We start from the raw sequence: 24,434 nt of genomic DNA, 5'->3' as shown, positions 1-24,434 counted from the left end.
CAACGAAACGGAGAATTCGGAAATGACTCAGGAAAACAATCACATCGTCAAGAGCTACGACGCGGAGCTCGCCGACCTCAAAAACCGCACCATCAACATGGGCGAAGCCCTGCGACGCCAAGTGAACGCCGTGGGAGACGCCCTTTTGACGATCGATGAAGAAGCAGCGCGCCGCGTCGTCGAGCGCGACGCCGTCCTCAACAGTTGGGAGGTTGAGCTCGACGCGTACGTGCAGTTTCTGCTCTCGCGCCGTCAGCCGCTCGCAAGCGATTTGCGCTTTCTGATGGGCGTGCTTCGCATCTCGGTCGATCTCGAACGTGCGGGCGACGAAGTGGAAAGCGCCGCCAAAGGGGTTCGCAATCAGCGCGGCCGGATTGCCGAGACCTCTGAGACGATTTGGCACTCGCTCGTAAAGGTCCATGCGCTCGTCGAAAGCATGACTGACGATGCGCTCGAACTGCTTCGTTCGCCCGATTCCGCTCGTGCCTACGCCCTCATCCGCCGGCGCGACGTCATTCGCAGCGAAATGAAGACGCTCGTGGCAAGTACCGCCGAGGGGCTCAAGGCTTCGAACCTTGAAGTGGCCGACGGGCTTGAGATGATCCGCATTGCGCGCGCGCTCGAGCGCGTTGCCGCGCACCTGCAGAACGTCGGCGAAACGGTGGTCTTCATGCTTGAGGGACGCGACATTCGTCACGAACATCTGAAATAATCCCACTCATTCAGCCACACAGCCGAACCAAAAGGATTCATCGATGTCAGAGCCGCCCGTCATCCTGATTGTTGAGGACGAAGTTGCCATTAGGGAGCTTGTTGCGTTTGTCTGCGAAACGGACGGCTACAAAACGATCCGCGTCGGCAGCATTGCCGAGGCGCGAGCCGCGCTCGCCAAAGTGCGGCCCGATCTCATTCTGCTCGACTTGATGCTGCCCGACATGTCGGGGCTTGAGTGGCTCAAGGGTTTGCCGGAGGAACCCGACGCTGCGGGCGTCCCCGTCATCATGCTGACGGCGCGAGGCGACGAGATGGATCGCGTTGCCGGACTCGACGCAGGGGCAGATGACTATATCGTGAAGCCTTTTTTGCCGCGAGAACTCACGGCGCGCATCCGCGCCGTGCTGCGCCGCCACAGTGCACCGAGAACGGAAGCGCCCGTCGAGAGCACGGGGGAGTCGGCCGACGCCGACGAGGCCGAGCGCATCGTGCGCTGCGGTCCCCTAATGATGAATGAGGCGCGCTTTGAGGCGACGGTCGAAGGCAAGCCCCTGAAGCTTTCGGCCAAGGAGTTCAAGCTTCTCTACCTTTTTGCGTCCAAGCCCGGACGCGTTTTTTCTCGCGAAAATCTCCTTGCTGCCGTTTGGCAGAGCGCTTTTGTCGATGAGCGCACGGTCGATGTGCACATGCTGCGCTTGAGAAAGGCACTGGCGGGAACGGCGGCTGAAAACCTTATCGAAACGGTTCGCGGCGTCGGCTACCGGTGCCGCGCGGAAAATTGACGGATCGAAGGGCGCGCCCGCATTCCGCTCGCGGTGGGCTGCGGCGCGCCGAGGCGAACATGACGAACGAAAACGCTTCGAAGCGCGCTGCCGGCACGAACGGCAGCGGCACGAATGGCGGCAGCAACGGCTACAACGGCAGGAACGGCGCCGCAGGTGCTTCACCCTGGCTCGCGCCAAGCGATCCGGGACCCGACGAGCGTCTCGCGAACATTCGGCTTCGCGCCCGCATTGTCGGTGCAGGGTTCATCGCACTCTTCTTTTGCGCGGCCGTCATTTGGTACATGGCAGGCGCCGAGTCTGCGCTCATTGTCCTCATGCTCGGCGCCATGGCACTTTTTGCCGCAGCGATGTTCCTTTTTCAGGATCTGCTTCGCGAAGACTCCAAAAAAGCCAAGCGCATTCGCGACCGCGATGCGCGCTACCGCCAGACGCTTGCGCTTTTGCCCGAGGGTGTTGTGATTCTCGGCGAGGGCCGGCGCATCGAATGGGTGAACGAGCAGGCGACCGTGCACATGGGCGTTCGTCAGGAAGATGCCGGCAAGCCCTTCTTTGACGTCGTGACGGACCGGGATTTCGAGCGCTGGCTCTCCGAAGGGGACTTCGCGAGCCGCTTCATGCTCGAGCAGCCGGGCGGCAGCCGCATCTTCGAGGTGGCGGTTGTCGCACCCGACGCGCGCCATACGCTTATCGTGACGCACGACGTGACGGAGCGGCGCCGCATCGACGACATGCGTCGAGATTTTGTTGCCAATGTCTCGCACGAACTGCGCACGCCCTTGACCGTTATCAGCGGCTTTCTTGAAACGGAGGTCGAGCAGCCGGGGGCTCCCTCGGCGCTTCTCATGCATCACCGTCAGCTCATGGTGGAGCAGACGCGCCGCATGAAGCGGCTTCTCGAAGACCTTCTCATGCTCTCGGGGCTGGAAAATGCGGACGAACCCGGCTCGGACGAGCCCGCCGTGATTGCCATGCCCAAGCTTGTCGAAGACGTCGTGCGCGAGGGCAAGGCTCTCTCGAACGGGCGACACGAGATCACGATGGAAGTGGAAGACGTTTCGCTGATCGGCCAACCTGAGGAAATTCGTAGCGCGGCGATGAACCTCGTTTCGAATGCAGTACGCTACACGCCCGACGGCGGATCGATTCACGTCGTCTGGCGCCGCCAGGGCACGGGCGCGATCTTCAGCGTTCGCGATACAGGCATCGGTATTGCGGCCAAGCACATCCCGCGCCTCACCGAGCGGTTCTTCCGCGTCGACAAAGGTCGCTCGCGCGCCACGGGCGGCACGGGCTTGGGGCTTGCGATCGTCAAGCACATTTTGCGCCGCAACGGCGGCGAACTCGGCATCGAATCCGAGCTCGGCAAAGGCTCGACCTTCTCGATGCGGTTCCCTGAGTCGCGCATTTTCCGACCTATCGGCTGAGTAAATTGCGCTCGCGCAATTTTTGTTTGAATTTTTCTATAAATATCAATAAGGAGCTCTTGCAGGGCTCCTTTTTTTGTTTTCGAGAAAAGAGCGTTTCACAGGCTTTGCGTCACGCGAGCTTGGGTTTACCGCTTAGACGATCGACGAAGATGTGTCATCGGAGAAACATAAAATTTTTTCTTCAGAATGCGCCCGAGTGCCTGCGGCAACCCTCTCGTTCTTAACGAAGCAGGCAACCGATCGGTTCGGAACGGAACGCTCGCTCGGGCGGCCCGGGGGCGCGGATTCAGGAGAAAAACGCCATGTATAACTTTATGACCGCCTTCCTGGCCTGCACGCTGATCGTTTTGATCGGCGACTGGGTCAGCCGAATGACAAAGGGGTGGCTGCCGTCCGTCTTTGTTTCGGCCGTGCTGATTCTGATCGGTTACTGGACTGTACTGCCGAAGACGCTCGTCTCGGATGCCTACCTCATCCCGATGGGCGCGACGATTTCGATCTTCCTCATCATCACCCACATGGGTACGATGATTTCGCCCAAGGAACTGATGGCGCAGTGGAAGACCGTGACGATCTGCCTGATGGGGCTTGTCGGGATGACGCTCTTTGCGTGGTTCCTCTGCCCGCTCTTCATGGATCGCGTGATGGTGATCGCGGGTCTGCCGCCGCTCGCTGGCGGCATTGTTGCTGCGACGATGATGCAGGATGCGGCCGCCAAGGCGGGCTATCTCACGGCATCGGTGTTCGCCATTTCGATGTACTGCATTCAGGGATTTGCGGGTTATCCGCTCACGGCCGTCGTGCTTAAAAAGGAAGCCAAACTCCTTCTCGAAGGCTATCGTTCGGGCAAGTACGTCGTGAACGAAGAGGCCGAAAAGGAAGAAATCGAAGACGCCGTCAAGGGCCCCGAACCCGCGCGCGGCATTCTCTCGACCCCTGCGAGTCTCGATTCGCCCCTTTTCCTGCTGATGAAGGTGGCCGTCGGTGCGCTCATCGCCTTCCTGCTTGGCAAGTACACGGGGATTTCGGGGGCTATTTGGGCGCTTTTTGTGGGCGTCGTTCTCTGCCGCCTCGGGTTCCTGGAACCCAATGCCCTCAAGCGAACGGGCACGCTCGAGCTCCTCATGTTCGCTCTCATGATGTTCGTTTATGACGGCCTCAAGGACTGCACGCCGCAGATGCTCGGCGATATCTGGGTGCCGATCGTTGCTCTCATCGTCTTCGGCGTGAGCGGGCTTGCCGTCTTTGCCGCACTCACCGCCAAGATCCTCAAGGTCTCGCCCTACCTTGCCATCGGCAACGCACTCACCGCGCTCTACGGGTTCCCGTTCAACGCGATCATCACCGAGCAGCTCTGCCACACGGAAGCGAAGACGCCCGAAGAAGAAGAGTTCCTGATGAGCCGCATCTTCCCGTCGATGATCGTTGGCGGCTTTGTGACCGTCACGATCACTTCGGTCATCATGGCCGGCATCTTCGTCAAGCTCTTTTAAGAGTCTCGGCTCACTATTGAACTGAACAAGAAAAATGCGGGCGGCGAGGTGTGTGCCGCCCGTTCGAACAACCGCAAATGAGGAATATCCTATGAACATCGAAGCGCTCGTGCAGCAATACGGCGACTATCAGATCGAAATGCGCCGCTGGTTCCATCGTCATCCGGAACCGAGCGAACAGGAATTCGAAACGGCTGCCAAGATTCGCGAAGAACTTGACAAGATGGGCATCAAGTGGCGCAAGTGCGGCATGGAGACCGGCACGATGGCCGTGATCGAAGGGGCCGAACCCGGTCGCACGATCATGCTGCGCGGCGATATCGACGGTCTTTCCGTTACGGAAGATACGGGACTGCCCTTTGCGTCGGAAAAGCCCGGGATGATGCACGCCTGCGGCCACGATTGCCACATCTCGATGCTTCTCACCGCGGCGAAGATCCTCAACGACGTCAAGGACCGCCTGAAGGGCCGCGTCGTTCTCGCTTTCCAGCCGGCTGAAGAGGTCGGTGCCGGCGCGCCCGCGATGATTCGCGACGGCCTGCTCGAAGGTGTTGATGCCTGCTTCGGTCAGCACGTCTGGTGGTCGCTTCCCGCGGGCACGCTCGGCGTTTGCACGGGTGCGGCGTTCGCTTCGGGCGACCGCTTCGAGATCGACGTGATTGGCAAGAGCGGCCACGGGGCGGAACCGCAGTCTGCGCGCGACGCGACCGTCATGGGCGCAGCGATCGTGCAGAACCTGCAGACGATTTTGAGCCGCGAAGTCAATCCGATCGACACGGCCGTGGTGACGGTCGGCACGTTTGAATCGGGTTCCCGCTGGAATGTCATTTCCGGTCGCGCGAAGCTCACGGGTACGACCCGCGCCTACAGCCGTGAAGTGCGCAATCGCCTGCCCGAACAGATCGAGCGCATCGCATCAATGACGGCGGGAGCTTTGGGCGGCGAAGCCAAGCTCACGTACACCGAACTCGTGCCGGTCACGATCAACGACGCCAAGATGGCCGAACTTGTTCGCGCTTCGGGCCGAAAGCTTCTCGGTGACGAACACGTCGTTGAGCCCGAACCCACGATGGGCGGCGAAGACTTCGGCAACTATCAGGAACACGTGCCCGGCGTTATGGCCTTCTTCGGCATCCAGAACGCGGCATGCGGCGCCTGCTGGCCGCAGCACCACGAGAAGTACACGGTCGATGAAAGCGTTCTCGTCAAGGGCGCGGCTGTTTACGCGCAGGTTGCGCTCGACTTCTTGGGAGTCGACCTCTAAGAGGACGGTGTTGGTCTGAAGTGCTTTCGGGCGCTTCAGAGACCGCAGGCAATGCGAGCCGGCAGCAACGCGATGTTGGGCCGGCTCGCTTCGTTTGTGTTTCGAGACGGATTGGCTCATGCACTTGGACAAAGCGTGCAGAAGCTTTGTGATGTGGATTTGTTGACGGCGAAAGAACGCTAAAGAAGCGTAGCGGAAATGTTTCGAGGCATGTCCCGTGGTGCGCGGCTCGACCGTTGCGCGATCTCCCTCGGCTAGAATCAAAAAAAGATCAATTCGCCGCCCGAACGCTTTCACGCCGAACGCTTGCGGCCGGCTCACTCAAAAGAAAAATGCATATTCTCATTTCGAACGACGACGGCTATCGCGCACCGGGGATCAATGCGCTCGCACAGGCGATGCGCCGCTTCGGCCGCGTGACGATCGTCGCGCCCGACCACAACCATTCCGGCGCTTCCAATTCGCTCACGCTCAATCGACCGCTCACGGTCGAACACATGCCGGGGGCAGATCTTTACGTGCTCTCGGGGACGCCCTCCGACTGCGTGCATGTTGCGATGACGGGGCTGCTCGACGAGAAGCCCGATCTGGTTGTTTCTGGCATCAACTGCGGCGCCAACATGGGCGACGACACGATGTATTCGGGCACGGTTGCCGCTGCCATCGAAGGCTATCTTTTCGGTGTGCCTGCGATTGCGTTCTCGCAGATTGACAAAGGCTGGGCCGAACTTGAGTCGGCAGCCCGTGTCGCGGAAACCGTGGTCGAGCGCTTTCTCGAGCGCCGTACGCAGAACGGTCCCGTGCTGCTTAACGTGAACATCCCGAATATGCCCTATGAAGCACTTGCCGGGATTCGCGCCACGCGCCTCGGGCGCCGCCAAAGCGCCGAGCCCGTCATTCCCGAAATGAGTCCGCGCGGCTTTCCGATTTATTGGCTCGGCGCTGCAGGCAAGCCCGCCGATGCGGCTGAAGGAACCGACTTCTGGGCGACCGCGCACGGTTTCGTGTCGGTTTCGCCTCTGCAGGTTGACCTCACGAATCACCAGCAGGTCTCCGCTGCGGAACATTGGGTGGGAGGCGGTCTCGTCGAAGCTTGTGCTCGTCGCGAGCCTTGATTGTCTTGACCGGTCCGCAACCGATTCGATCGATCCCAGATCGCGGAACTCAAAAAATGAATAAGCAAACTCTTCAAATGCCTATCCGCTCGGCCTTTGCGCTCGACCGAGCGCGCGCCGCGCTTTTTGCAGGCGCTGCGGCTGCGGCGCTCCTCTCGGGGTGCTCGAGTCTGGAGCCCGCGCCGGTGCCGATCGTTGATCGTTCGAATTATTCTGAAGCGAGCTCGCGCGCGGGCTCGACAACGGGTACGAGCCTCATTCGTGATTCGGGACGAACGCACGTTGTGGCGCCGGGCGACACGCTCTACAACATTTCCGTTCGCTACGGGCTCGACAGCGGCGAACTCGCGCGACTCAACGCTGTCTCGGATCCTACGCAGCTGCGTCTGGGGCAGGTGCTCCACTTGCCCGAAAGCGTGCGTGAGCCGCGCACGCCCGTCGTTGCAGGCGGGGTGCGTGTCAGCCGTGTGACGACGGGGGATACGTCGCAGACGTCGACCGCGTCCAAGCCCGCCGAAGAGACGGCGGCAAGCACTTCAACGGGAGCGGTGCCCGCCGAGAAGACGACCGAGACAGCCGCCGGCAGTGCTTCGGCGCAGACGCCCGCTAAAACCGAAGCACAGGCGCCCGTCGTGGTGCCCGGCACGCGCATGCTTTGGCCTGCGCGCGGCAACATCATTGCCGACTATGCCAAGAACGGCAAGGGGCTTGACATCGGCGGCACTGCGGGCAGCGTCGTCGTGGCGGCGGCCGACGGGACGGTGCTCTTTGTGGGCGACGGCGTCAAGGGCTACGGCAATCTCGTGATCGTCAAGCATTCGCCGACGCTCGTAACGGCTTACGGCCACAACTCGAAGGTTGTCGTGAAGTTGAACGACAAGGTGAAGGCGGGGCAGAAAATCGCCGAAATGGGCAGCACCGATGCGGATCAGACGATGCTTCGCTTTGAAGTTCGCGACAAGGGCAAGCCCGTCGATCCGATGAAATATCTCGCGCCCAAACGCCAGTAAGCTGTTGTTTTAGGTTAAAGTTCGGCTCCGCCGCCGTGGTGCGCCCGTGCTGTTAGCGCTGGGTGCGCGCCGCGAGGCAGTCGAAAATGACCGTTTGTCCGCGCGCGCCGGTTGAAGTCGGTGCGCTTTCTGGGGGCCTCGTCCGTTCGAGATGCGAACGGAAGGGGCCCGTTCGATTTTTTGAGGGAGTTCGCCATGGGGCGCCGAAGCAATAAGGAACGAGTACCCGAGTTCTTCACCGCAGAGGTGGAGCGTTTGGATCAGGAGGGCAGAGGCATCGCTCACCTGGACGGCAAGGTTGTCTTTATTCAGGGGGCGCTGCCCGGGGAACTCGTTCGCTACGAACGTATCCGCAGCAAGTCGAGCTACGACATCGGACGCGTCGCGCAGGTCCTTCGCGAGAGTCCTTACCGAACGAAGCCCAAGTGCCCGAATTTCGGCATCGGCCCGGGCAGCTGCGGCGGCTGCGCGATGCAGCATTTGGAGCCTGCTGCGCAGGTCGCGTTCAAGGAAAAGGTGCTTCTCGATACGCTCTGGCACATCGGCAAGGTCAAGCCCGAATCGGTGCTTGTGCCGATCTTCGGGCCTACCTGGCACTACCGTCATCGTGCGCGCCTCACCGTACGTGACGTGCCCAAAAAAGGCGGCGTATTGGTGGGCTTCCATGAGAAGGCTTCGTCCTATGTCGCCGACATGAAGCACTGCAAGATTCTCACGAAGAATGTCGACGAGATGCTCGTGCCGATGCGCGAACTCGTCTCTAAGCTTTCGATCCGCCAGCGCATGCCGCAGATCGAAGTCGCCGTGGGCGGCGACGGCCGTACGGCGCTCGTCTTCCGTACGCTTGAAGCGCCGAGCGAAGCGGATATGGCGCTTCTGCTCGAATTCGGCAGGGTCCACAACGCGGATATCTGGCTTCAGCCGAAGGGACCGGAAAGCGCGCATGCGGTGCTGCCTGAAAACGAAAATGCGCTCGGACTTTCGCTTTCCGAATTCGGCGTTCGTATCAGTTTCAAGCCCACGGACTTCACGCAGGTCAATCATGCGTTGAACGAAACGATGGTCTCCCGCGCCGTGCGCCTGCTTGACGTGCAGCCCGAGCACAAGGTGGCGGACTTCTTCTGCGGGCTCGGCAACTTCACGATGCCGCTCGCGACGCGCAGCGCCCGTGTAATCGGCATCGAAGGCTCCGAGGGGCTTGTCGCGCGTGCGCGTCAGGGCGCCGCTGAAAACGGCGTTGCCGAAAAGACCGAATTCGTCGCGCGCAACCTCTTCACTTGGTGCGAAGACGACTGGCAGAAACTCTGGAAGCGCATGGGCGGGATCGACCGCGTCCTCATTGACCCGCCGCGCGAAGGGGCGCTCGCACTCTCGCGTGTCCTCGCCGAAACGGATCTGCGCCCGGCGCGCGTCGTCTACGTCTCGTGCAATCCGGCGACGCTCGCTCGCGACTGCGCGATTCTGCACCACGAAGGCGGCTGGCACATCCGTGCCGCAGGCATCATGAACATGTTCCCGCACACGGGGCATGTCGAGTCGATGGCCGTGCTCGAGCCTGGGCCCAAGCCCGAAAAGAAGGACGAGGCTGCCGAAGCGATTGAAGCGAAGATTGCCCAAGGTGATGCCGAAGTGATGGGTGCCTGAGGCCTGAAGCAAGTTTCTTGCGCCTAAGACGAAAACGCCTCCGTTCGGTCGATGCCGGGCGGAGGCGTTTTTATGAGCGTTTCGGATCAGTACCGGTCCTTGGACAAGCGGTGCCGGTCAGTCTTTCTTTTGGGGCTTCGTGAGCGAGCCGCGCTCGTAGGAGGAGTCTTGGTTGCGGGTAACGTTGCCGACCTTCACAAAGAGACCGAAGGCGAGGCCCACCATCGTGGCCGTCTGCGCGACGCGATCGCCCTCAAAGCTTTCCGCAGGCTTGTCCCAAACGGCCGAGAGGAAGGCTCGCGCAAACGCTTCCTTCTCGGGTTCGCCCGTCAGCGCAAGACGCTCGAAGCGCTGGCGCAGCTCGTTGTAGCCCTTGAGCGCCTCTTCGGAAAACGTACCGAGGAGCTTCTTTTGCATGGCCTGGTCGGCGTAGGTCTTCATTGCAAAAAGAACCTTGCGCGTAAGTTTTTCGTCGGCGCGGATTTCGGGAAACGCGTCGCGCGCAGCCCAGATGCCTACGCCCTGCAAAAGGGCGGCCCAGCGAAGTTTGAAGAGTCGCTTTTCTTCTGTGCCCACAAAGGGCACGAGCGGCCACCTGACGCCCGCGGCTTGCGGAATGTCGCGCGTAAAGACCGTGAGAATCTGGTCGCGGACGCATCCGCCGAAGGTGAGTCCGAGATTTTCAGCGAAGACTTTGTCGATTCGCCGCTGCGCCATGAGAGTTCTCCTTTGTGGTTTTTTCGGGCAAGGGCATTCTACAGGCAGTACACCGCGTTACGGTCGGTAAAAGTACGGGTCGCCGTATTTGGGCGACTTGAGCACCGTGATAAAATCCGTCGTTTGATGAAGAAGCGCATGCCGCATTTTCCCGCTGAGGCGGGGGACTGCGCCTTGCATGCGGCTTTATCGCGAGTTTTCCACTTTTTTAGGATTTCAGAGAGAACAAAATGGCTATTCAGCGCACCCTCTCCATCATCAAGCCGGACGCCGTTGCCAAGAACGTTATCGGCAAGATCTATTCCCGTTTCGAAACGAACGGCCTCAAGATCGTCGCCGCTCAGATGCGTCAGCTTTCGCAGGCTGAAGCCGAAGGCTTCTACGCCGTGCATCGCGAACGTCCCTTCTTTGCCGACCTCGTCAAGTTCATGACGTCCGGCCCCGTGATGATTCAGGTGCTCGAAGGCGAAGACGCCATCGCCAAGAACCGTCAGCTGATGGGTGCTACCGACCCGAAGAAGGCAGAGCCGGGCACGATCCGCGCCGACTTCGCTGAAAGCATCGACGCCAACGCCGTCCACGGTTCCGATGCTCCGGAAACGGCCGCCGTCGAAATCGCCTACTTCTTCCCGACGCTCGCCATTCACAGCCGCTAATCGGGATTGACAGGTGCCGCCCGTGACCGACATCACCGCCAAAGAAACGACCGAACTCGTGAACCTGCTCGACTTTGATGCCGAGGGGCTCAGAGAGTGGTGCGCCTCGATCGGCGAAAAGCCGTTCCGAGCCACGCAGCTCACCCGCTGGATTCACCGCCGGCAGGTTTCGGACTTCGACCAAATGACCGATCTTGCCAAGAGTTTTCGCGAGAAGCTCAGGAAGCTTGCGGTCATTGAGCCGCCCGTGCCCATCGCCGAAAAGAAGTCGAGCGACGGGACGCGCAAATGGCTCTTTGATGTCGGGGGCGGCAACGCCGTCGAGGCCGTCTTCATCCCTGAAGACGACCGCGGCACCTTGTGCATCTCCTCGCAGGCCGGCTGCGCGATGGGATGCCTCTTCTGTTCGACGGGCAAGCAGGGGTTCAATCGCAACCTCTCGACAAGCGAAATCGTCGGACAGCTCTGGTGGGCCGAGCGCGAGCTCTGCCGCGATCAGGGCATCACCGATCCCAACGATCGCGTGATCAGCAATGTCGTTCTCATGGGGATGGGCGAGCCGCTTCAGAACCTCGACAACGTCATTCGCGCACTCAGAATTTTCCTGGACGACAACGGCTACGGTCTTTCCCGCCGCCGCGTCACGGTCTCGACCTCGGGGCTTGTCAATCAGATCGATAAGCTTGCCGAAGCCGCGCCCGTCGCGCTCGCCGTGAGTCTCCATGCTGCGACGGACGAGCTTCGCGACAAGCTCATGCCCGTCAACAAAAAGCACCCCGTCTCGCAGCTGATGGCCGCCTGCCGGCGGTATCTGCGCGTGGCGCCGCGCGACTTCATCACGTTTGAATACGTGATGCTCGGCGGCATCAACGACAGCCTTGAAGACGCCGACCGTTTGGTCGAGCTTGTCCGGCGCGAGCGCGTGCCCTGCAAATTCAATCTCATACCCTTCAATCCCTTCCCGCAGTCCGACCTCGAAAAGCCGACGCGTGAGAAGGTGCTCGCCTTCTGCTACCGCCTCAATGAAGCGGGCTACGTAGCGACGGTGCGCAAAACACGTGGCGACGACATCGACGCCGCGTGCGGACAACTTGCCGGTGAAGTGCGCGACCGCACGCGCCGAGCCGAACGCCTCGCGCAGCAGAAGAAAGAGGCGGCGGTCATTCTTCATCGGCACAACAAAGATTGAGGTCGACGTCGTGCAGCACGGCAACAGATACGAACCAGTGATCGACAAGAACACGACCGAAGACGACGCGCTTGACGCAGCTCAGACGAACGCTCGCGCGACGGGCTTTGGCGCCGAACTTCGCCGCGCGCGCGAAGAGCAGGGCATTTCGCTCGGTGATATGGCCGTGCGAAGCCGCTTGTCGGTGGCGCAGCTGCGCGCGCTAGAGAACGAAGAAGTTGAAAAGCTTCCCGAACCCGTTTATGTGCGCGCCTTTATCCGCGGCTGCGCCCAGTCGCTCGGCCTCGACGCGCAGGCGCTCGTGAATGACTATGTTTCGCGCTACAGCCGCGGCGCAGCCCATGTGGCTCGCGGTCAGGTGCCGGATTCAGATCCGGCCGACGAGCTCGTGATCGGCGGTGCGCCGCGACACCGCACACTCAAAGTTGCGCTGATTGCGCTCCTTGTCGCTGCGGTTGCCGCTGGCATCTGGACCGTCTACTCCGACCAGTTCGGTTGGGCGAGCGGCGAGAGTGAAGCGCAGAAGATCGAGCGCGGCACGGCCGAGCCCGAAGCAGCATCGCAGCCTGCGGCGCCTGCTGCGGCGACCGAAGCTCCGGTTGCTGAGGTTGCGCCGATCGAACCCCAAAAGAGCGAAGCGCCTAAGGGCGCGCCAGCTAACGAGGCTGTGCAGCCGCCCGCGGTGCAGCAGCTCCCGGCGGCGCCTGCACAGAGCGCGGCGCCCGCCGCACCCGCCGCCGGAGCTGCGCCTGCTGCTGCGGCACCCGCTGCGACGCCGGCGCCGACGACGCAGCCGCAGCAACAGCCGGCCGCGAACGTGCACCGCGTCGAATTCGAAATATCCGCTCCCGTCTGGGTTCAGGTCATTTCCCCGCAGGGGCGAAACCTCGTGGCGCGTGAAATGCATCCGGGCGACCGCTTCGGAACGGAAATTCCCGCCGGCTCGCGCTTTACGATCGGCAATGCCGACGCAGTGAAGCTCACGATCGACGGCAAGCCCTTCAGTCTTGACGGAACGATTCGAAACGGCATTTCCCGCTTCTCCGTCGAATAAGAACGACGGCGGCCGTGCGCGGTTTTGCGCGGCCGTGCACGCCCGAAAGGCAATCGAACGACAAAAAAAGGAGGCGCCGCGTGCGCCTCTTTTGATCTCTGCCGGGCCGACAGTGCCCAGACATCGGAAGAGAACGACATGCAGACAATCATCAGCACCGAAGAGTTGAAGCGGCACCGCACGCACGCGGTTCGCGTGTCCTGGGGCGACCGTGAGGTCGTTATCGGCGGGGGACGCCCCGTTGTCGTGCAGTCGATGACGAACACGGCTACAGCCGACGTTGCCGAAACGACGGCACAGGTGCTCGCGCTTGCGCGTGCGGGCTCCGAGCTCGTTCGCTTGACGGTCAACACGCCCGAGGCGGCGCGAGCGGTCGTCGAAATTCGCGAAGCGCTCGATCGCGCGGGCTGCAGCGTTCCGCTCGTCGGCGACTTTCACTACAACGGTCACAAGCTCTTGAAGGAAGTGCCGCTTTGCGCGCAGGCGCTTTCGAAGTACCGCATCAATCCGGGCAATGTCGGCAAGGGCACGAAGGGCGAAGAGAATTTCGCCACCATGATCGAGATTGCCAAGGCGACGGGCGCGGCCGTTCGCATCGGCGTCAACTGGGGCTCGCTCGACCAGGCGCTTCTGGCGCGGATGATGGACGAAAATGCGGCGCGGGACGTGCCGCTTGCGCCTGAAGAAGTGCTTGAAGAGGCGCTTATCGAGAGCGCGCTCGCGAGCGCCCGCCGCGCCGAAAGCCTCGGGCTTGGTGCCGATCGGCTCGTGCTCTCGTGCAAGGTTTCGGAAGTGAAGCCCTTGATCGCGCTCTACCGCAAGCTTGCCGCTCGCTCGAACTATGCGCTGCATTTGGGACTCACCGAAGCCGGCATCGGCTCCAAAGGGATTGTCGCTTCGAGCGCTGCGCTCGCTGTCCTTCTCGAAGAGGGGATTGGCGACACGATTCGCGTTTCGCTCACGCCCGCACCAGGGAGCGCGCGTACCGAAGAGGTCGTCGTTGCGCAGGAAATTCTGCAGTCGCTCGATATCCGCAAGTTTGTGCCGACCGTAACGAGCTGCCCGGGTTGCGGGCGCACGAGCTCGGACCTCTTTCAGCGGCTTGCCGCTTCGACGCAGGCGTACCTGCGCCAACGAGCGCCCGTTTGGCGAGAAATTGCGCCCGGCGCCGAAAACATGAAGGTCGCCGTGATGGGCTGCGTTGTCAATGGTCCGGGCGAAAGTCGTCATGCCGACATCGGCATCAGCCTGCCAGGTGCGGGCGAAAGCCCCGTTGCGCCCGTCTTCGTGCGCGGTGAGAAGGTTGCCGCTCTGAAGGGAGCCGACATGCAGGAAAGCTTTCGGGATATGATTGAAAAATTCGTGCTCGAGACCTACGGAACCCGCGGCTGAGGCCTTGCGGGAGGCGTCTCGTGACAACAGAACAACAGGTAGAAAATGGCTAAGGAAAAATTCACCGGCGTCAAGGGCATGAACGACATGCTCCCGCAGGATGCGCCGATTTGGCAGCACGTCGTCTCGACGGCCGTCGAGGTGCTCGAGCGCTACGGCTATCAGGAAATTCGCACGCCTATTCTTGAAAATACGCGCGTTTTCACGCGCGGCGTGGGCGAAGTAACCGACATCGTTGAAAAGGAAATGTATTCCTTCACCGACTCGATGAATGGTGACCAGCTTACGCTCCGCCCGGAATGCACGTCCGCGGTCGTGCGTGCCGTTAACGAACACAATCTGCTCTACGGCACCACGCAGCGCCTCTGGTATTGGGGGCCGATGTTCCGTCACGAACGTCCGCAGCGCGGCCGCTATCGCCAGTTCCATCAGCTTGGCGCCGAAGCGCTCGGTATGGAAGGCCCGGACGTCGACGCCGAAATCATCATGATGCTCGCTCGCATGTGGAAGGCGCTCGGCGTCGGTCCCGTGAAGCTCGAGATGAATACGCTCGGCGCGCAGGAAGAACGCGCCAAGCACCGCGAAGCGCTGATCGCTTACTTCGAGGCCAACAAGGACGTGCTTGACGACGACGCCAAGCGCCGCCTCTACACGAATCCGCTTCGCATTCTCGACACGAAGAATCCGGATATGCAGGCGCTCGTTGAAGCGGCGCCCAAGCTTCTTGATTTCCTCGGCGACGAAAGCCGCGCGTTCCTCAATCGCCTTGAGGAACTCGTGAGCGCCGCGGGGATCGAGTACGAGATCAATCCGCGCCTTGTTCGCGGCTTGGACTATTACAATCACACAGTTTTCGAGTGGATTACCGACAAGCTCGGTGCCCAGGGCACGATCTGCGGCGGCGGTCGCTACGACCCGCTCGTCGAGATGCTCGGCGGCAAGCCCGCTCCGGGCGTGGGCTTCGCGATGGGGCTCGAGCGCGTGATCGAACTCATGCGTGAAGTCGGCAACGTGCCCGTTCGCACGCAGACCGACGTCTACGTCGTGCATCATGGCGGCGAGACGCAAAAGGCGGCGCTTCTCCTCGGCGAGAGCCTGCGAGATCTCGGCGTGCGCGTGATCGTGCACCCGGGCACGGCGAGCATCAAGAGTCAGATGAAGAAGGCCGACGGCTCGGGCGCGGAATTTGTGGTCTTTGCGACCGAAGACGAAATGGCCGAAGGCTGCGTTTCGGTGAAGGCCCTGCGCGAGCACGCCGACCGTACGGTCGCCTTTGCTCAGCAGCAGAAGGTGGCTGTGAGCGAGGCGGCCCGCACGATCGCCGAGGCGCTCGCGGCGCTCCGTTGATCGAGAGCGCTCTCGAACTTTCGCTCGCTTTCCGTGCGATATCTCTGCGCGGAAAGCGGCTTTCGCAGGTAAAATCGGAAATTTCAGCAACCAACACCAGGGCGATCGGCCGCTCGATCGGTCGCTTTTGCGACGCCACGGAGGCGCGGAGAGAAAATGGCATACGACTTGCAAGAGCAGGAAAGCATCGACCAAATGAAGGCTTGGTGGGATCAGTGGGGCACCCCGATCACCGCCGCCGTCTGCGTCGTCTGCCTCGGCTTTGCCGCTTGGAACGGCTGGCAGTGGTACCAGCGCAATGAGGCGGGCAAGGCCGCCGTTGCGTATGCGCAGCTGCAGCAGGCCCTTGTCCACAACGATGCCAAGAACGTGAGCTCGCTCTCGACGGGGCTCATCGATTCTTACGGCACCACGATCTACGCGCCTATGGGGGCGCTTGCCGCCGCGCAGGCCTCGCTCGATGCGGGTGACTTCACTGCGGCGGAGTCTCGCCTGAAGTGGGTGATCGAATCCTCGAAGCGACCCGAATACGAAACGCTCGCGCGCGTTCGTCTCGCTGGTGTCTACTTTGATGCGGGCAAGCTCGACGAAGCCCTGAAGCTCGTTGACGAAGCCAAGCCCGAACCGCGCCAGGTTTCGCTCGTGCTCGACCGCAAGGGCGACATCCTCGCCGCCAAGGGCGATATCGAGGGGGCGCGCAAGAGCTGGCAGGAAGTGCTCGATCGCGGTGCGAAGGAGTTCCGCACGGATCCGATCCTTCGCGTTGTCGAATATAAGCTCGGCAGCCTGCCCGCCGCGGACTGATCGCTCGCTGCGTCCTTTTGGGGGGCGCATCCGCCGGTCCGGCCGACTACGGACGGACCCGTAAAGAAAGGGGGCGTTTCGAAAAGACGCCCCTTTCTGCTGACGGGCGTCGGACGAGCTTATAGAATCGAGCCGACATCGGCGCAGAAACGCGCAGCGGGTTTGGCGTTCCCGCGCGACTCCGAGAATGTTTGCAAAGCGCTTCGACGGAGTCGAATTGAAGCTTCTGCGCTTAGGAAAGAACGAAAAAATCCAGGTCCACCAACCCATCATGACCATTCAGAAAAAGTTTGGCCGCATTGCGGCAATGCTTGCTGTGCTGCCGCTCGCCGGCTGCGGGATCTTCTCTTCTTCGGATCCGCATGAACCGAACGAACTCACGGATTTCACGCCGCGCGTCGCCGTGCGCACCGTGTGGTCGACGAATGTGGGCGAGGCCGTTTCGAAGAACCTGACTCCGGTCGTGACGGACAACGCCGTCTATGCGGCCGGCGAGAACCAGGTTGTCCGACTCGACCGACAGACGGGCGACGTTGTCTGGCGCGCTGAAGCCGACGGCAACATCACCGCGGGTGTGGGTACGGACGGCAGCTATGTGGCCGTCGGCACCGACCGCGGCGAAGTGCAGGTCTTCGATGCGGAAGGCAAAACCGTTTGGAAAGCACGACTGACTGCCGATATCGCCGTGCCGCCGCTCGTCGGTGCGGGCCGTGTCGTCGTGAAGACGACCGATACGCGCATCACCGGGTTCGACCTCATTACGGGCGAGCGTGCTTGGCACTATCAGAGCCAGGCCCCGGCGCTGTCGCTGCAGGTCTTCTCTCAGATGGCTTGGGCGCCCGCTGGGATTCTGATTGGTCAGGCCAATGGTCGTCTTTTGGCGCTCAATCCGGAAAAGGGCAACGTCATTTTTGACGCCGTGATCGGTCAGGCGCGCGGCATCACCGAAGTCGAGCGTCTCATTGACGTTGTGGGCCGCCCCTGGGTCGACCAGGAGATGATGTGCGCTGCGGCTTTCCAGGGCAACGTCGTTTGCATGAACTCGATGAACGGCCGTCTTATCTGGAATGCCAAGGTCGATGCGGTGACGGGGCCCGTTGCAGACGCGCGTTTTGTCTACGAAGTCGACTCGCAGAGCCGCATTCATGCGTTCAATCGTCAGAACGGTCGAGAGGCCTGGGTGAACGAAGAGCTTCTCTACCGCGACGTTTCTGCGCCGATCCGTGTTGGCGCCGCGCTTGCCGTGGGTGACTATGAAGGCGTGATCACGTTCCTTAATCCGGCCAACGGCGAGATTATCGCCCGCACCTCGCTTTCGGATGCCGTTCGTGCGCCGGCGGCGCAGTTCGGCTACGGCGCCGTCTTCCAGACGGTCGACGGCGAGGTTGCCTACATCGTTCAGGAAGAGCTGCAGGACTAAACCTCAACGGCTTTTCACGCTTTGCTTCCTTTCCGTGTGCGGCGCGCCGACGAGCGCTCGGCCGCGCACCCCGATCAACTTCTACGACGCCGCGCCCGCGCACGACTCTCGTGTGCTGCGCGGCATTGCAATTCCTAAAGAACCATGCTTCCAGTCATTGCCCTTGTGGGCCGCCCGAATGTTGGCAAGTCGACGCTCTTCAACCGCCTCACGCGAAGCCGCGATGCGATCGTGGCGGACTTTGCCGGTCTGACCCGCGACCGACAGTACGGGCAGGGCCGCGTCGGACCGCGTCCGTACCTTGTAATCGATACGGGCGGCTTTGAACCGATTCGCACGGAAGGGATCGTCAAGGCCATGGCCAATCAGGCCGAACTTGCCATTGAAGAGTGCGACGCCGTTATTTTCGTGTGCGACGCGCGCGCGGGTCTCACGCCGCAGGACAGCCGCATCGCCGACTTTCTGCGTCGTTGCGGGCGCAAGGTGATTCTTTGCGTCAACAAGGCCGAAGGACTTTCCGACATTGCCAAGGCCGAGTTCTATGAGCTCGGTTTGGGCGAGCCGCTTCTCATTTCTGCCGCTCACGGTCAGGGCGTGCGTGATGCCGTTGAGGCTGCGCTTGCCGACTTCCCCGAAGAAGAGGGAGACGAAGAAGAGGTGCTCGACGAAAACGCACCGCGCGCGATCAAGGTGACCGTTGCCGGGCGACCCAACGCCGGTAAATCGACCCTCATCAATGCCCTTTTGGGCGAAGAGCGCCTCATTGCCTATGACATGCCCGGCACGACTCGCGACGCGATCAAGGTCGACTTCGAGTACGGCGGCCGTCCCTACGAGCTCGTCGACACTGCGGGGCTTCGTCGCAAGGGCAAGGTCTTTGAAGCAGTCGAAAAATTCTCCGTTGTTAAGACACTGCAGGCGATTCAGGACGCCAACGTCGTCATTCTCGTCATTGATGCGAAGAACGGTGTGGCCGAATCCGACGCGCACATTGCTGGGTACGTGCTTGAAACGGGGCGAGCACTCGTCGTTGCCGTCAACAAGTGGGACCTCTTGGACAGCTACGAGCGTGAACGCGCTGCGCTCGATCTTGAGCAGAAGCTCCACTTCCTGCGCTGGGCGCGCATGATTCGCATTTCGGCCCTTAAGCGCAACGGGCTCAACCACCTGATGCGAGCCGTCGACGAAGCGCATGCCGCCGCCTACGCGAAGATCCCGACGCCCAAGCTCACGCGTGCGCTCCTTGAAGCCGTTCAGCGTCAGCAGCCGCCGCGCGCCCGCGGCGGACGACCCAAGCCCCGCTACGCACACCAGGGCGGCAGCAACCCGCCCGTCATCGTTGTGCACGGCAATGCACTCGAAGATATCGGCGAATCGTATCGCCGCTACCTCGAGGCGTTCTTCCGCGAAAAATTCAATCTTGCCGGGACGCCCCTTCGAATCGAATTCCGCACGAAGGACAATCCCTACGTGAAGGAAGAAAAGCACTGACGATGCGTTTCGTCTTTCGAGCCTGAAATCATAGACACAAAGCATTTGCCCGTCGCTTCGACATATTCTCGAGGCGGCGGGCTTTTATTCGGCTATCGGTACTTCAAGAAAAGCTTTGAGACAAAGTGGGCTTGAGTGTGGCAAGAAAAATGTTGGCCGCTCAAAGAGAACTTGAAACTCAGTGCTAAGATACGACTGAATTGCGTTTCGACGGCTGCCACCCGAGTATTTGCTTCGAGCGGCGGTTTGCCCGGTTTTCGGATGAAGCGCACCTCGCGTGTTTCCATCTGGCCGACCGAGCGCACCGGGTCGGCATTGGCGCACGAAAAATAAAAGAATAAGAAAGCGCCCGCGTCAGGTGCGGCATCGGATGCGGGCTGGAGATAAGAACAAAATGGCCAACAACAAGGGACAGCTTCTGCAGGATCCGTTCCTCAATACGCTCAGAAAGGAACATATCCCCGTTTCCATCTATCTCGTCAACGGCATCAAGCTTCAGGGGCAGATCGAGTCCTTCGACCAGTACGTCGTTCTGCTTCGCAATACCGTGACGCAGATGGTTTACAAGCACGCCATCAGCACGGTCGTTCCCGCGCGCGCCGTGAACATGCCCGCCGTCGCTTCGGAGAACTAATCTGACTGTCTTTCAAATTGATGAGACGCGCGAAGTTAAGGCTTCGCGCGCTTTTCTCGTGACTGTAGCCGTCGGTCGAACCTTTTATCAGGATTCGGCCGAAGAGTTGCGGCTTTTGGTTTTGTCCGACGGGCTCGAGCCTTGCGGTATCATGCAGGCCAAGCGCGATAAGCCCGATCCGGCGACTTTTCTCGGTTCGGGAAAGATCGACGAGTTGGGTGAACTCGCCAAGAGTGCCGGCGCCGACGTCATTGTTTTTGATATTGCGCTTTCAGCTGCGCAGGAGCGCAACATTGCGCGTCGTCTCGAGATGCCCGTCATGGACCGTACGGAGCTCATTCTCGAGATTTTCCGCGCGCGCGCCAAGAGTCGCGAAGGGCGTCTGCAGGTCGAGCTAGCACGACTCGAACATCTCTCGACGCGCCTCGTACGCGGCTGGACCCACTTGGAGCGCCAACGCGGCGGTTTGGGTAAAACCGGCGGCCCCGGCGAAAAGCAGATCGAACTCGACCGCCGAATGATCGGCGTTCGAATGAAGCAGCTTCGTGATCAGTTGAAACGCCTCGCACGCCAGCGTGGTACGCAGCGCCGTGCCCGCTCGCGCGGCGACACGCTGAGCGTTTCTTTTGTGGGCTATACGAATGCGGGGAAGTCGACGCTTTTCAATAAGCTCACGCGAGCGAATTCGTACGCGGCCGACCAGCTTTTCGCAACGCTCGATACGACCGCACGTCGCTTTTGGCTCAACGATGAAGAAACGGTTGTCGCAAGCGACACGGTCGGCTTCATTCGCGGGCTGCCGCATCAACTTATCGAAGCATTCAAGTCGACGCTCGATGAAACGGTGCACGCCGATCTGCTTTTGCATGTCGTCGATTCCGCTTCGCCCGTGCGGGAAGAGCAGATTCACGAAGTCAATGCCGTTCTCGCCGATATCGAGGCTGATAATGTGCCTGTGCTTCTCGTCTACAACAAAATCGACCTGAGCGGCAACACGCCCGAAATCGTTCGGGACGAAACGGGTCGCCCGAAGGCTGTTTTCGTCAGCGCACTCACGGGGGAGGGGCTCGATCTGCTGCGCTCTGCCGTGGCGGAATTTGCTGCCAACTGGCGCGAAGAAAATCCCTCGACACCGCGCGAGCTGGAGCCCTGGGAACTCGAAATCGAAGACGACGCCGAGCATCGCCGCAAGACGCCGCAGGAGGAGCTCGCCGAGCTCGAGGCGTTGCTTTAAGCACAGTCGAAAACGACTGAAAACGCACACGATTTTTGCAAGCTTACCCGAAACACCGAAGTCGGATCAAGCCGTCTTCGGTGTTTTGCTTAGATGGATTTGCCCGTATTCGAAGGCTTTAAGTTATTTCCGAATGTTACCGTCGCCCTGCATCCGCTAAAATTTATCGCTCAATCGGCGCCCGGAGATCAGATTTGCATTGGGCCGAAAGGATTCTCCACGCAAGCATCTCAATCAAGAAGATGTACCGCCTGTCGGTCCGGCGGGGCGACCGAGTAAAACATAAGAGAAAAAGGGAACTCGTATGTCAGACAACACCAACACCCCCGTCGCGGACCAGGACAAAGTCGGCATCGGCGGCTACATCTCGCTCATTTTCGCCATCGTTTTCTTCTCGGGCTTGTGCGCGAGCAAGGAATGGTGGGGCATCTTCGACTTCACGACGATGAACGGCTCCTTCGGCCAGCTCGTGAGCAGCGTGACCGAAGCTGACGGCGCCATCAAGACGGCGATGACCTCGTTCCGCGGCAAGGGCGGCTCGGGCGCAATCGACGGCTTCATGTTTGCGCTGACGCTTGTGCCGACCGTGATGTTTGCGCTCGCGATGATCACGATCTTCGACCACTACGGTGCTCTGCGCGCCGCGCGCAAGATGCTCACGCCGGTCCTTCGTCCGCTCCTCGGCATTCCGGGCGGCGCCACCCTCGCACTCATCGCTTCGCTGCAGTCGACGGACGGCGGCGCTGCGCTTACCCGCCAGCTCAAGGATGCCGGTGAACTCACCGAACGCGAAGTCAACATCTTTGCCTCCTTCCAGATGACGGCCGACGCCTGCATTACGAACTTCTTCTCTTCGGGCGCCGTTCTCTTCACCCTCGTCGCCGCCGACGGCACGCCTGCGGTTCCCGTGAGCCTCGGCCTGTGCCTTGGTGTCATGCTCATCGGCAAGGTGTTCGCCGCCAACCTGATGCGCCTCATTCTCATCCGTTCCGACCGCAAGGCGGCCGCTTAATCGGGCCGGACGTCGCAACGACTCCATCGAGACAACAATCACATACAGAAGGATTTCAAAATGTCCGGACATGAAAATGCTAAGCCGATGATTACCGACGTCTTTGTCAAGGGCGCGGTTCAGGGTTGGAACATTGCCGCGAGTTCGACGATTCCGAACGTTCTGATGGCGTTCGTGATCATCAAGATCCTCGAGCACTCGGGGCTCCTTGCTCTGATCGGTTCGGCCTTCGGCCCGCTCATGGGCGTCTTCGGTCTCCCAGGCGAAGCTGCCACGGTGCTCCTCGGCGGCTGGATGTCGATGGGTGGCGGTGTCGGCGTCGCGGTCGCGCTCTTCGATAACGGCGCGATCAACGGTACGCACATCGCCATCTGCGCGCCCGCGATCTACCTCATGGGCTCGCAGGTCCAGTACATGGGCCGCTGCCTCGGCGTTATCGGCATCAAGGGCAAGAGCATTCCCCTCATCATGGCGATGCCGATCATCACCGCCTTCATCTCCCTCTTCGTGATGCGCATCGTGGTGATGGGCTCCTAATTGCGAGAGATCGATCGCCGGTTTTTCGACAATGACAAAATGCGAAAGCGACGCTGTTCCGACGGAACCGTCGCTTTCGTTTTAGATTGGCCTGCGGTCTTCGCACTCGTGCCGCTTCGTGCGGCCGGACGCACTCGCAGGCGGCACACCGTCCATTCAACATATTTTGGAGATGCATCATGACATTTCTCAACGATTATCTGAAGGACCTCGAACCGCTCGTCAATCTCGACTGCGGCACGGCAAACACCGCGGGCGTTACGCGCGCGGCCGAAATCATGAAGGGCCTTTTCGAGTCGATCGGCTTCACGTGCGAACTCGTCGACCTCGGGCCGACGGTCGGCAAGGGGCTGCTCGCGCGCAACAAGCCCGAGGCCGAGTACTACGACGTCATGATGAACGCGCACCTCGACACGGTCTTCCCCGACGGCACTGCCGCGGCGCGTCCGCTTCGCATTGAAGGCGACCGTGCCTACGGCCCTGGGTGCTCGGACTGCAAGGGCGGCGTCCTCGCGACGTACTATGCCTGCAAGCTCGCCCGTCCTGAAGACCTCGAGCGCCTCTCGATTTGCTGCGCCTTCAATCCCGATGAAGAAACGGGTTCTAAGGCCTCTACCGCATGGCTTTGCGAACACGGCAAGCGTGCGAAGAACGTGCTGATTTTTGAAGCCGCCCGCGCCGGCGGCGAACTCGTTCGCTCGCGCAAGGGCGTCACGAGCTACCGCGTCGAATTCAAGGGTGTCTCCGCGCACGCCGGCAACAACCCGCAGGACGGCGCCAACGCCAACGTCGCTGCAATGCGCTTTGCGCTCGCTGCTGCCGGTCTCGCCGACATCAAGCGCGGCACGACGGTGAATCCGGGCGTCATCAAAGGCGGCACGGTTTCGAACGTCATTTCCGACAACTGCGTCGTTGAAATCGATACGCGCTACTGGTTTGACGAACACTACGAAGATCTCGACCGCGAAATCCGCGCGCTCGCGGGCGTCACCTGGGCTCCGGGTGTCACGCAGACGATCGAGAACCTCAACCACTCGCCCGCGATGCCGCTCTCGCAGGATACGAAGGAACTCGTCGCCAAGATCACGAAGGCTGCCGAACTCGAAGGCTTCGAAGCTTCGTGGATTGACGCGGGCGGCGGCTCGGACGGCAACCACATTGCTGAAATGCGTGTGCCCGTGATCGACGGTTGCGCGCCGGCGGGCGGGGGCTTCCATTGCGACAAGGAATTCCTGCGCCTCGATACGGTCGAAGAACGCATTCGCATGATTACGCGCTTCTTCACGCTGCTCTAATCGAAGCCTCGAGTCCGAGGCGTCAAGCGACAGCGGCGGCGCGCTCCGATTCTCGGCGCGTGCGCATCGATCGCTTTATTCCGGCGGTCGCTCGAGGTGTCGGGCGGCCGCTTTTATTTCTCCATCGAAACACTCCGCCGCTCGGCTTTCGGCGTTCAAAATGGTTGCAAAGCAATACAAAGGCCTTTTAATTCGCCTAG

The 24,434-nt window shown here is 61.1% G+C and carries 22 protein-coding genes; 21 read left to right on the top strand and 1 reads right to left on the bottom strand.

Annotated features, from left to right (window positions below):
• Window positions 1-22: 22 nt before the first annotated feature.
• The 8 genes from phoU to rlmD all read left to right on the top strand — a co-directional run bounded on the left by phoU (window position 23) and on the right by rlmD (window position 9,452).
• Window positions 23-712, top strand: coding sequence for a phosphate signaling complex protein PhoU (gene phoU, locus H6A60_RS03270; protein WP_205101976.1), 690 nt, complete (start codon window positions 23-25; stop codon window positions 710-712).
• Between the two features lie 43 nt (window positions 713-755).
• Window positions 756-1,496, top strand: a complete 741-nt coding sequence (locus H6A60_RS03265) for a response regulator (RefSeq protein ID WP_205101975.1) — start codon at window positions 756-758, stop codon at window positions 1,494-1,496.
• Between the two features lie 59 nt (window positions 1,497-1,555).
• On the top strand, window positions 1,556-2,923 hold the full coding sequence (phoR, locus tag H6A60_RS03260) for a phosphate regulon sensor histidine kinase PhoR (RefSeq protein ID WP_205101974.1): 1,368 nt from the start codon (window positions 1,556-1,558) through the stop codon (window positions 2,921-2,923).
• Between the two features lie 305 nt (window positions 2,924-3,228).
• Window positions 3,229-4,419 (top strand): hypothetical protein, encoded by a 1,191-nt coding sequence (locus H6A60_RS03255; protein ID WP_205101973.1) that lies wholly within the window; start codon window positions 3,229-3,231, stop codon window positions 4,417-4,419.
• 91 nt (window positions 4,420-4,510) lie between these two features.
• Window positions 4,511-5,683: a M20 metallopeptidase family protein gene (locus H6A60_RS03250; protein ID WP_205101972.1), complete on the top strand. Its 1,173-nt coding sequence runs from the start codon at window positions 4,511-4,513 to the stop codon at window positions 5,681-5,683.
• A gap of 332 nt (window positions 5,684-6,015) precedes the next feature.
• Window positions 6,016-6,798, top strand: a complete 783-nt coding sequence (surE, locus tag H6A60_RS03245; RefSeq protein WP_205101971.1) for a 5'/3'-nucleotidase SurE — start codon at window positions 6,016-6,018, stop codon at window positions 6,796-6,798.
• 56 nt (window positions 6,799-6,854) lie between these two features.
• Window positions 6,855-7,808 carry a peptidoglycan DD-metalloendopeptidase family protein gene (locus H6A60_RS03240; RefSeq protein WP_239477551.1) on the top strand — a complete coding sequence of 318 codons (954 nt, stop codon included), beginning with the start codon at window positions 6,855-6,857 and terminating at the stop codon, window positions 7,806-7,808.
• Window positions 7,809-8,003: 195 nt separating this feature from the next.
• Window positions 8,004-9,452, top strand: a complete 1,449-nt coding sequence (gene rlmD / locus H6A60_RS03235) for a 23S rRNA (uracil(1939)-C(5))-methyltransferase RlmD (RefSeq protein WP_205101970.1) — start codon at window positions 8,004-8,006, stop codon at window positions 9,450-9,452.
• Between the two features lie 117 nt (window positions 9,453-9,569).
• Here rlmD and H6A60_RS03230 read toward each other — a convergent pair whose 3' ends face one another.
• Complete coding sequence (locus H6A60_RS03230) at window positions 9,570-10,169, bottom strand: hypothetical protein (protein WP_205101969.1); 600 nt, start codon at window positions 10,167-10,169, stop codon at window positions 9,570-9,572.
• Between the two features lie 230 nt (window positions 10,170-10,399).
• Between H6A60_RS03230 and ndk the strand changes: the two genes are divergently transcribed.
• From ndk to H6A60_RS03165, 13 genes are all read left to right on the top strand, one after another.
• The gene (gene ndk, locus H6A60_RS03225) at window positions 10,400-10,825 is read left to right on the top strand and encodes a nucleoside-diphosphate kinase (protein WP_205101968.1); all 426 of its coding nucleotides are present in this window, start codon (window positions 10,400-10,402) and stop codon (window positions 10,823-10,825) included.
• Between the two features lie 31 nt (window positions 10,826-10,856).
• Window positions 10,857-12,014, top strand: coding sequence for a dual-specificity RNA methyltransferase RlmN (rlmN, locus tag H6A60_RS03220; protein WP_205102025.1), 1,158 nt, complete (start codon window positions 10,857-10,859; stop codon window positions 12,012-12,014).
• Between the two features lie 37 nt (window positions 12,015-12,051).
• Window positions 12,052-13,068: a RodZ domain-containing protein gene (locus H6A60_RS03215; protein ID WP_205101967.1), complete on the top strand. Its 1,017-nt coding sequence runs from the start codon at window positions 12,052-12,054 to the stop codon at window positions 13,066-13,068.
• A 138-nt stretch (window positions 13,069-13,206) separates the two neighbouring features.
• The gene (ispG, locus tag H6A60_RS03210) at window positions 13,207-14,460 is read left to right on the top strand and encodes a flavodoxin-dependent (E)-4-hydroxy-3-methylbut-2-enyl-diphosphate synthase (protein WP_205101966.1); all 1,254 of its coding nucleotides are present in this window, start codon (window positions 13,207-13,209) and stop codon (window positions 14,458-14,460) included.
• Between the two features lie 45 nt (window positions 14,461-14,505).
• Window positions 14,506-15,807, top strand: a complete 1,302-nt coding sequence (gene hisS, locus H6A60_RS03205; RefSeq protein ID WP_205101965.1) for a histidine--tRNA ligase — start codon at window positions 14,506-14,508, stop codon at window positions 15,805-15,807.
• A 156-nt stretch (window positions 15,808-15,963) separates the two neighbouring features.
• The gene (locus tag H6A60_RS03200; protein ID WP_205101964.1) at window positions 15,964-16,611 is read left to right on the top strand and encodes a YfgM family protein; all 648 of its coding nucleotides are present in this window, start codon (window positions 15,964-15,966) and stop codon (window positions 16,609-16,611) included.
• A gap of 271 nt (window positions 16,612-16,882) precedes the next feature.
• A complete protein-coding gene (bamB, locus tag H6A60_RS03195; RefSeq protein ID WP_205101963.1) occupies window positions 16,883-18,031 on the top strand; it encodes an outer membrane protein assembly factor BamB in 1,149 nt (382 codons plus the stop codon).
• 144 nt (window positions 18,032-18,175) lie between these two features.
• On the top strand, window positions 18,176-19,522 hold the full coding sequence (gene der / locus H6A60_RS03190) for a ribosome biogenesis GTPase Der (RefSeq protein ID WP_205101962.1): 1,347 nt from the start codon (window positions 18,176-18,178) through the stop codon (window positions 19,520-19,522).
• Between the two features lie 394 nt (window positions 19,523-19,916).
• A complete protein-coding gene (hfq, locus tag H6A60_RS03185; RefSeq protein ID WP_205101961.1) occupies window positions 19,917-20,156 on the top strand; it encodes an RNA chaperone Hfq in 240 nt (79 codons plus the stop codon).
• Between the two features lie 58 nt (window positions 20,157-20,214).
• Window positions 20,215-21,390: a GTPase HflX gene (hflX, locus tag H6A60_RS03180; RefSeq protein WP_338054830.1), complete on the top strand. Its 1,176-nt coding sequence runs from the start codon at window positions 20,215-20,217 to the stop codon at window positions 21,388-21,390.
• Between the two features lie 304 nt (window positions 21,391-21,694).
• Window positions 21,695-22,402, top strand: coding sequence for a nucleoside recognition domain-containing protein (locus H6A60_RS03175; protein ID WP_205101960.1), 708 nt, complete (start codon window positions 21,695-21,697; stop codon window positions 22,400-22,402).
• Window positions 22,403-22,462: 60 nt separating this feature from the next.
• Window positions 22,463-22,939 (top strand): YjiG family protein, encoded by a 477-nt coding sequence (locus H6A60_RS03170; protein WP_239477550.1) that lies wholly within the window; start codon window positions 22,463-22,465, stop codon window positions 22,937-22,939.
• A gap of 179 nt (window positions 22,940-23,118) precedes the next feature.
• Complete coding sequence (locus tag H6A60_RS03165; protein ID WP_205101959.1) at window positions 23,119-24,234, top strand: M20 family metallopeptidase; 1,116 nt, start codon at window positions 23,119-23,121, stop codon at window positions 24,232-24,234.
• Window positions 24,235-24,434: the final 200 nt, after the last annotated feature.

The organism is Sutterella massiliensis (genome assembly GCF_016899755.1).
Taxonomy (GTDB): domain Bacteria; phylum Pseudomonadota; class Gammaproteobacteria; order Burkholderiales; family Burkholderiaceae_F; genus Sutterella; species Sutterella massiliensis.
Note: the sequence above shows the minus strand (reverse complement) of the source record. Positions and strands in the feature narration are given on the sequence as shown.